This window comes from Caldibacillus sp. 210928-DFI.2.18 (genome assembly GCF_020554505.1).
Classification (GTDB): domain Bacteria; phylum Bacillota; class Bacilli; order Bacillales; family Caldibacillaceae; genus Caldifermentibacillus; species Caldifermentibacillus hisashii.
On sequence record NZ_JAJCHL010000042.1, the window covers coordinates 19,985 to 29,643 of the forward strand.

General features: G+C 37.1%; 6 protein-coding genes and 1 pseudogene. All 7 read right to left on the minus strand.

Going from position 1 to position 9,659, the window contains the following annotated elements:
• Positions 1-77 precede the first annotated feature (77 nt).
• The gene (locus LIZ98_RS10255; RefSeq protein WP_227091964.1) at positions 78-1,163 is read right to left on the minus strand and encodes a PIN/TRAM domain-containing protein; all 1,086 of its coding nucleotides are present in this window, start codon (positions 1,161-1,163) and stop codon (positions 78-80) included.
• A 184-nt stretch (positions 1,164-1,347) separates the two neighbouring features.
• On the minus strand, positions 1,348-2,724 hold the full coding sequence (gene radA / locus LIZ98_RS10260; protein WP_227139569.1) for a DNA repair protein RadA: 1,377 nt from the start codon (positions 2,722-2,724) through the stop codon (positions 1,348-1,350).
• 148 nt (positions 2,725-2,872) lie between these two features.
• Positions 2,873-5,299, minus strand: a complete 2,427-nt coding sequence (clpC, locus tag LIZ98_RS10265) for an ATP-dependent protease ATP-binding subunit ClpC (protein ID WP_227091962.1) — start codon at positions 5,297-5,299, stop codon at positions 2,873-2,875.
• 15 nt (positions 5,300-5,314) lie between these two features.
• On the minus strand, positions 5,315-6,385 hold the full coding sequence (mcsB, locus tag LIZ98_RS10270) for a protein-arginine kinase McsB (RefSeq protein ID WP_034766955.1): 1,071 nt from the start codon (positions 6,383-6,385) through the stop codon (positions 5,315-5,317).
• Positions 6,386-6,388: 3 nt separating this feature from the next.
• Positions 6,389-6,931, minus strand: a complete 543-nt coding sequence (gene mcsA, locus LIZ98_RS10275; RefSeq protein WP_034766953.1) for a protein-arginine kinase activator protein McsA — start codon at positions 6,929-6,931, stop codon at positions 6,389-6,391.
• Positions 6,932-6,954: 23 nt separating this feature from the next.
• Positions 6,955-7,416, minus strand: coding sequence for a CtsR family transcriptional regulator (locus LIZ98_RS10280; RefSeq protein WP_227139568.1), 462 nt, complete (start codon positions 7,414-7,416; stop codon positions 6,955-6,957).
• Between the two features lie 582 nt (positions 7,417-7,998).
• A pseudogene (gene pgtP / locus LIZ98_RS10285) lies at positions 7,999-9,105 on the minus strand (phosphoglycerate transporter protein PgtP); the annotation flags it as partial.
• Positions 9,106-9,659: the final 554 nt, after the last annotated feature.

Consider the following 9,659-nt stretch of genomic DNA (forward strand, 5'->3'; position numbering starts at 1 on the left):
AAATTTTAAAACAGCCTTTTCTTAATATAATAAAATAAGGAGGATCATAATTCAAATTGGATCCTCCTTTCATTAATCTATAATGCTTTCTCTAATAATTTGGGCTTGGCAAATATCATTCGACCCGCAGATGTTTGCAATACACTTGTTACGAGAACAGTAATTGTTTTTCCAATATGATTACGGCCTTCTTCAACAACAATCATCGTTCCGTCATCAAGATAGGCAATTCCTTGGTTATGTTCCTTCCCGTCTTTAATTACTTGGACAATCATTTCCTCACCCGGAAGAACGACCGGTTTAACCGCATTAGCCAAGTCATTAATATTTAGCACGTTTACTTGTTGAAGCTCGCATACTTTATTTAAATTAAAGTCATTGGTAACCACTGTACCATTTGTTAATTTAGCCAATTTTACCAGCTTGCTGTCAACCTCTTGGATATCTTCAAAATCCCCTTCATATATTTCCACTTTAATCGGAAGCTCTTTTTGGATTTTATTTAAAATATCAAGCCCTCTTCTGCCGCGGTTTCGCTTTAGAACATCTGATGAATCAGCAATATGTTGCAGTTCTTCTAAAACAAATTGGGGAATCACAATGGTCCCTTCCAAAAAACCTGTCTGACAAATATCCGCAATTCGGCCGTCAATAATGACACTAGTATCTAAAATTTTTAATTGACCACTACCTTTTTGGGTATTACCATCTGCTACTTTTTTCTTATTTGCCCGATTTTGGAAAATACTTAATAGTTCATCCCGCTTTTTAAAACCTACTTGGAAACCCAGATAGCCAAAAAGCATAGTCAAGATAATCGGGGCAATTTCATTAAGAACAGGTAAGAATACAGCATTTAAGGCATAACTAATCAAAAACGCTACAACCAATCCGAGTATTAATCCTATTGTTCCGAACAGTAAATCCAAAATTGGCGCTTTTATTAATGATTCCTCGACCCACTTAATAAAATTCACAACATATTTAACAGCCCAAAAAGTGATAAGATAAAAGATAATAGCTCCTAGGATTGCAGATACAAAAGGGTTATCAATAAGTGCAAACTGATCTAGGTTTGTCAGATGATATAAAAACGGTAAAAACAGAACACCTAATGTTCCTCCTACAAACAGGAAACAAGTTTGGACAATACGTGTAAGCATAAACCCACCTCCTCGTATAATATACATTATAAACAATTACTAATTTTTGAAACGTTATATAACAGATTTATTTTTTAAATGTAATCAGAATGAAATAGTTATTTTCCACAACAGAATCTATCAAAAAATGTAAGGGCACCCGGAACAACTTATTGTTCCTTATATTAAGAAAACAGATCGTTCCTTAATCGAATGCTACTTGAAGTGCTTCATTAATCGTCGCTACCCCAATAATTTGAATAGGTTGGTTAATTTCCCAGCCACCTATATTGTTCCGGGGAATTATTATTCTTTTAAATCCTAACTTTGCTGCTTCCCTTACCCTCTGTTCGATTCGTGATACTCGCCTAATTTCACCTGTTAATCCGACTTCACCGATAAAACAATCGGTTGCCCGTGTCGGTGTGTCCCTGAAACTGGAAGCTATACTAATAGCAATAGCTAAGTCGATGGCCGGTTCATCTAATTTTACCCCACCAGCTGCTTTCAAATAGGCGTCTTGGTTTTGCAATAACATCCCAACACGTTTTTCTAAAACGGCCATGAGTAAAGAAACACGATTATGATCGATTCCAGTTGCCATTCTGCGAGGATTTCCAAATGTTGATGGCGAAATTAAGGATTGGACTTCAACTAAAATCGGTCGGGTGCCTTCCATTGATGCAACTACGGTTGAACCCGAAGAACCCATTGAGCGTTCTTCTAAAAAAACTTCTGAGGGATTGGCAACATCATTTAAACCCTCTTCTTTCATTTCAAATATACCAATTTCATTTGTAGAGCCAAAACGGTTTTTTACCGCACGTAAAATTCGAAATGAATGATGTCGTTCCCCTTCAAAATAAAGAACCGTATCAACCATATGTTCTAAAACTCTTGGACCGGCAATAGCCCCCTCCTTCGTTACATGCCCCACAATGAATATCGGAATCCCACTTGTTTTGGCTATTCTCATCATTCCACTGGTACATTCCCTAACTTGAGAAACGGAACCTGTAGCAGAGGTCACATCCGGGTGGTATATCGTTTGGATGGAGTCAATTACTGTAAAATCCGGTTTGATTTCTTGAATTGTTTGTTCAATGAACAACATATCCGTTTCCGAAAGTACGTATAAATTGCCGCTTGTTATTCCTAAACGATCAGCACGCATTTTTGTTTGTTTTACAGATTCTTCACCTGATATATACAGTACTTTCAATCCTTTGGTAGCCAACTGGTTGGAAACTTGTAAAAGTAATGTTGATTTCCCAATCCCGGGATCTCCACCGATTAACACGAGTGAGCCATTGACAATCCCACCGCCTAAAACACGATTCAATTCAACTGAATTAGTTAAAACCCGCGTTTCCTCTTTAGATTCAACCGTTGTAAGAGGAACCGCCTTTCGATCCGATGTCAATGGTGAATGATGAGAAAATCCGGCATGGCGATTGCCTGTTACTTCCTGAATCTCTTCAACAAATGTATTCCATTGTTGACAGTTCGGACAGCGCCCTAACCATTTTGGTGATTCATAGCCGCAAGAATGACAAATAAATTTTGTTTTCACTTTAGCCATCTATATTATTTTCCCCTTAATATAAAAACATTGTTATATTTTTGTATTTTTCTACCTTATTTTCCCATATATAAGGAAACGAGGCAACCTACTAAAGTTGTATTTAGAAAAGTTGCCTCCTAATGTTTATTCCTTCAACTGATATTCATTAAGAGTATACACTTGCTTTTACTTTAAATTCATCCTCTTCAACATCCACAGTAACATGTTGACCGGGCTTCACTGTTCCTCTTAATAATTCCTCAGATAGTAAATCTTCAACATGTTTTTGAATCGCACGGCGTAAAGGTCTTGCCCCGTATTCCGGATCATAGCCTACTTCTGTAATTTTTTCTTTAGCCGAATCTGTTAATGTTAATTCGACACCTTGCTCTTTTAATTGTTTCTTTAATGATTCCAGAAGCAAGTCAACAATTTTTTTCAAATGTTCCTTTTCAAGAGAGTGGAATACAATAATCTCATCAACCCGGTTCAAAAATTCCGGACGGAAAGCCCGCTTTAACTCTTCCATGACACGATCTTTCATGTCTTTATAATCTTGATTTCCATCTTGGACACTGAATCCAACATACTTATTTCTTTTCAATGACTCTACTCCGATATTAGAAGTCATGATTACTATTGTATTCCTGAAATCAACCGTTCTTCCTTTCGAATCGGTAAGACGTCCATCTTCTAATACTTGTAATAAAATATTAAATACATCCGGATGTGCCTTTTCAATTTCATCCAGCAAAATAACGGAGTAGGGTTTTCGTCTTACTTTTTCAGTCAATTGACCGCCTTCATCATAACCGACATATCCCGGTGGTGAGCCGACAAGACGTGATGTGGAGTGTTTCTCCATGTACTCACTCATATCAATCCGAATCATTGCATCTTCGTCACCGAACATTGCTTCAGCTAAAGCCCTTGCTAATTCGGTCTTACCAACACCGGTAGGACCTAAGAAAATAAATGAACCGATTGGACGCTTCGGATCCTTTAGTCCGGCTCTTGCTCTTCGTACAGCTTTGGCAATAGCTTTAACCGCCTCCGTTTGGCCTACGACACGATTATGAAGAATTTCTTCCAGTTTCAATAATTTTTCTGTCTCTGTTTCTGCAATTTTTGATACCGGAATCCCTGTCCAGCTAGACACTACGCTTGCGACGTCTTCAACAGTAACTTGGCTGTTCTCTTTTCCTTGTTTTTCTTTCCATATTTTCTTTGTTTCTTCAAGTTGCTCACGGAGTCTTTGTTCCATATCCCTTAATGATGCAGCTTTTTCAAATTCCTGACTTTGAACCGCCGCATCTTTTTCTTTCCGAACTTCATCCAGCTTTACTTCTAATTCTTTTAAGTTTGGCGGTGTCGTAAAGCTACGGAGACGAACTTTTGAACCGGCTTCATCAATGACGTCGATGGCCTTATCCGGTAAAAAACGGTCGGAAATATATCGATCAGAAAGAGTTACAGCAGCTACAATTGCGTCGTCGGTAATCGCTACCCGGTGGTGAGCCTCATACCGGTCACGAAGTCCTTGTAAAATTTGAATAGATTCTTCTACTGTTGGCTCATCGACCATGATCGGTTGGAATCTTCGTTCTAGTGCTGCGTCTTTTTCAATATATTTTCTATATTCATCAAGGGTCGTTGCACCGATACACTGCAATTCACCACGTGCCAACGAAGGTTTTAAAATATTGGATGCGTCAATTGCACCTTCAGCACCACCCGCGCCAATTAACGTATGCAATTCATCGATAAATAGAATAATATTTCCGGCCTGACGAATTTCGTCCATTACTTTTTTGAGACGATCCTCAAATTCTCCGCGATATTTCGTTCCGGCAACAACGGTCCCCATATCTAAGGTCATTACCCGTTTATTACGTAAAATTTCCGGCACCTCATTGTTGACAATTTGTTGTGCCAGTCCTTCCGCAATCGCCGTTTTTCCGACACCGGGTTCACCAATTAAGACCGGGTTGTTTTTTGTTCGACGGCTTAATACTTCAATAACCCGTTGAATTTCTTTACTGCGACCAATAACAGGATCGAGATTGCCGTCCCTTGCCACTTGTGTTAAATCTCTGGCAAGACTATCCAAAGTTGGTGTGTTTACATTCGTTACACTCCCATTAGAAGCACCCGAATCACTGTTACCTAACAGCTGAAGAACTTGTTGCCGTGCTTTATTTAAACTTACGCCAAGATTGCTAAGTACACGTGCAGCCACACCTTCTCCTTCTCTAATTAACCCGAGAAGAATATGTTCCGTTCCGACATAGGAATGCCCGAGTTTTCTTGCTTCATCCATGGATAGTTCAATAACCTTTTTCGCTCTCGGCGTATATTGGGGAGTTTGTGTTAATTCTTTGCCAACACCAATTAAATTTTCCACTTCTTTTTGTATTTTTTCCGGAGTTAATCCAATTCCAAACAAAGCTTTAGCAGCAATCCCTTCACCTTCCCGGACTAATCCTAACAAAATATGTTCGGTCCCTACATTCACATGTTTTAAACGGATGGCTTCTTCCTGGGAAAGTGCCAATACCTTTTGTGCTCTTTCAGTAAATCGTCCAAATAGCATATATTTACCTCCTTATCAGTTGTTATTTTCCATTTGGAGGCGTTCACGAATCATCGTTGCCCTCCTTACATCTCGCTCAAATGGCCTAAGTCCTCCACCTGCATAAAGTTGTAAAAAACCGGGTTGTGTAAGAATCATTAACTCATTCAAAATATTCCTTGAGATATTTTTTATATATCCGATATCAATGCCAAGGCGCACATCGGACAGACATTGAGCCGCTTCCTTTGTTTCAATAATCCTGCTGTTCATTAGTACCCCTAATGAACGATAAATTTTATCTTCTAATTGAACACCGGATGTTTTAATAATCGCTTCTCTGGCCGCACGCTCCTGATTAACAATCTGTTGAACCACATCATTTAAGTCTATGATAATATCCTGTTCGGATTTTCCCAATGTAATTTGATTGGAAATTTGGAAGATATTGCCTAAAGCCTCGCTCCCTTCTCCATAAATCCCCCGGACAACTAAACCAAGTTGATTAATAGATGGAATCAACTGTCTCATTTGTTGTGTCATGACCAAACCGGGGAGATGAAGCATAACAGAAGCCCGAAGTCCTGTTCCAACATTTGTCGGACAACTTGTTAAATAACCACGCACTTCATTAAACGCATAATCCAAGTGCTGTTCAAGCTGGTCATCAACCGCATTGGCAAGATCAAGAGCTGCTTGTAATTGCAATCCTGATAAAATACATTGTATTCGAATATGATCCTCTTCATTAATCATAATACTAATTTCTTCATTTTGCGATAACAGACATGCACCGGTAATAGACTGATCGGCTAAACTTGGACTAATTAAATGTTTTTCCACTAACACTTGTTTCTGTAAAGGTTGAAGTTCTTCCATTTTTAACAATTCCGCATCTTTTAGCGGATGCAAATTTAAAAGTGGAATAACAGATTCAACTTGTTTTAGGACTTTGTCAGCTTCCTCTTTTGTAAAAATGGTTGGGAATAAGTAATCTTTTAAATTTCTTGCCAGACGAATTCTGGAAGTCAAAATAATGTCAGCCTGGGGACCATCTGCATTCATCCAGGAACTTATCGATTGATTTATAAACCGTTCGATTGACATAGTTTATTCGCCCCCCTCTTGCAATTGTTTCTCATAAAGGCGAATTTCATCCCTTACTTCAGCGGCTTTTTCAAATTCTTCCTTAGCAACTAAGGTTTGTAACGTTTCTTTTAAGATATCAATTTTCTTCCGGATGTTCAGGACTCCACCGGAACGTTGTGGGATTTTTCCATTATGTTTCCAATTTCCTCCATGGAGTCTTCTTAAAAGTGGATTTAATTGTTCTTGAAATGCTTTATAGCAATGTGCACATCCGAAACGTCCAATATTCAAAATTTGATTTAATGTCATTCCACATCTGTCACATTGAATAATTTCGCCGGATTGGATCGGATTATTTTGATTTAATTGTTCTATATTCGAGTTCAAATTGAATAATCCTGCTAATAAATTATTAATTGCAAATCCGGAAGTACCACTAATCATAAACTCTGTACCTTTTTCTTGTGCACAATGTTCACAAAGGTGTATTTCCGTTTTTTCCCCATTAATAATCTTTGTAAAATGCAAGGTTGCAGTCCTTTTTTGACACTCTTGACATATCAATTTAGTTCCCCTGCCTTATGATATTATTCATACTTTAGAGTTAATAACATTGCTTTTAAAATTCTTGCCCTTATTAAATCTCGTTCGGGCAAGTCTAAATAAATTACTGAACGATCCAGTGCACTTAACATTATTTTTTCTTCACGTTCATTAATAACTCCTTCTTTTCGTAATCGATTTATGATATCTGTAGCAGAAGATTGAGGAATTTGATTACCAATGATCGTAAACAATTGGTCAATAAGGTGTTTCTTACTATTCGGTCTAACTTTAATAATCCGAATATATCCGCCACCGCCACGTTTACTCTCAACTAAATAGCCGCGTTCAAGGGTAAATCTTGTATTAATAACGTAATTGATCTGTGAAGGAACACATTGAAATTTATTGGCAATCTCACTGCGTTTAATTTCTAATATTTCTTCTTCACTCATCTCTAATATTTCCTTTAAATATTCCTCAATGATATCCGAAATATTTCTCAAGGTTTCCTCCCTCCAAAAACCTCTTTGTATTATTTTCAAAAACAACAGAAGTTCCTATAATCAATTATATTATTAACTATTGACTTTGACTATATTTGACTTTAATTTATTATATATTTTTTTATTATGAATCGCAAACCAAATAACCATTTTCATTTATAATTTATTTGTTGCCTTTGAAAGTACCTTCTAAACATTGTTTACATAAAATAGCACAATGATTTGATTGAAAAGTTGTCTTTCACGATGATTCCTTGAAAAATGCTAAACACATTTTTTGAGCGATAAGTTTTTGGGAAAGATTTTTTAGAGTCTGATAAAAGTTATTTCAATTTCTTAGGGTTTCGGGGAATTCCATTCAGAGCGTGAGACGTTTTCTAAGGTTTGAGATTATGAAAAATGGTTTCATTCTTTTTTTGACACTGATTTTGGTAAATGTCATTGGCAAAAGAGATCTTAAGAAAGCATAAACTTGATTGGTAAATACTGCGATCCTTTTATGCCTTTATTCTTAAGATCTCTCCAAATCGAAACCTGAATTAACTTTTTTAAAACAGTGATATTTCTAAATTGATTTAATGATTAGTTTTTAATAATTTCCTGTCCACGAACATTCCATGTAAATGCAAAAACAACTGCTGCGAGTACACATGATATCGTTAACAATATAAAACCTGCGTTCCATCCCGCTGCATCTACAAGGACACCCATTAAAGCATTTGCAGTTACTGTGCCACCTAGGTATCCGAATAATCCGGTTAAACCAGCAGCGGTTCCTGCAGCTTTTTTAGGTACAAAATCAAGTGCTTGTAAACCAATTAACATAACAGGTCCGTAAATTAAAAATCCTATTGCAATTAGACAAGCCATATCAATAATCGGCTTTCCTGCTGGATTAAACCAGTACACAAGAACAGCAACTAAAACTCCAAGAATAAAGACAAAGCCTGCGGGTCCACGGCGCCCTTTAAATACCTTATCTGAAATCCAACCACATAATAACGTACCTGGAATACCAGCCCATTCATATAAGAAGTAGGCAATACTAGATTTATCCATATCAAAACCTTTTTCTTCACTTAAGTACATCGGTGCCCAGTCAAGAACGCCATAGCGTACAAAATAAACAAAAATATTCGCAAATGCTATCGCCCAAACCCACTTATTGTTTAATACATATTTAAATAAGATCTCCTTCGTTGTCAGCTCCTTTTCAGATGTTTCTCGCGTTTTTGTTGGATAATCATTTCGGTATTCTTCAATTGGAGGTAATCCAACAGATTGAGGAGTATCTCGAATTAAGAAATACGAAATAATAGCAACTACAATAGCGATTAATGCTGGTAAGATAAACACTCCTTCAAAACCTGCATTCGAAGCAACTATCGTAGAAAATAAGGTAGCTCCTGTAACAGCAATCGGAGCCATTAGTCCCCCGCCTACATTATGTGCTACATTCCAGATTGCAGTTTTACTCCCTCGTTCACTGACACTAAACCAATGTACTAGAACACGACCGGATGGAGGCCAACCCATTCCTTGAAACCACCCTAAAATAAATAACATAACAAACATAATTGCAACTGAAGATGTAAATAATGGGAAACAGCCCATTAATAAACTAACAAATGCAGAAAGGATTAATCCCAACGGCAGAAATACACGAGCATTGCTTCGATCTGATACGGTAATAAAATCACAAGAAATTTTGACAGGTTTATTTTTGTCAATTTTTTGATTTAATATTACGTAACAATTCGAAACATCATATAATTCAGGCATCGTTGTCACTTTGGATGTTACAATTAGGCGAATAAAAACTAGTCGTTCCAAAATTCTGAGTCATACGGAAGCCATTAATTAAAAAGGAATGAAAAAATTGTAAAGAAGGCTAAATGTCCATTTGTACATTATAATTCGGTTAGAGCTAACGTTTTTTTCATATGGTCTTGTTTTCACATGAAGGTAAATTCTGTATCTCGACGACATGTTTTTTGAGTATCCGTAAAAAATAATTTTAATCAACAGTTTTGAAGATAGAACGCTCTTCTACCACTTTTATAGAAGTTTCTTATCGGATACAGATTACTAGAAAGAGCGATTTTTTGGCACTTTTTCAAAAAAAGAATAGGGTTGTCCAAAAAGTCATTAATTTTGACTTTTTGGACAACCCATTTACTGTGTGCCCGGCAACGTCCTACTCTCGCAAAGGCAAGGCCTTCACTACCATCGGCGCTGAGAAG

What these genes read in the sequence shown, in the direction of transcription:
- radA (WP_227139569.1), bottom strand. Translation starts at nt 2,724, where the DNA reads ATGGCTAAAGTGAAAACAAAATTTATTTGTCATTCTTGCGGCTATGAA.
- clpC (WP_227091962.1), bottom strand. Translation starts at nt 5,299, where the DNA reads ATGCTATTTGGACGATTTACTGAAAGAGCACAAAAGGTATTGGCACTT.
- LIZ98_RS10255 (WP_227091964.1), bottom strand. Translation starts at nt 1,163, where the DNA reads ATGCTTACACGTATTGTCCAAACTTGTTTCCTGTTTGTAGGAGGAACA.
- mcsB (WP_034766955.1), bottom strand. Translation starts at nt 6,385, where the DNA reads ATGTCAATCGAACGGTTTATAAATCAATCGATAAGTTCCTGGATGAAT.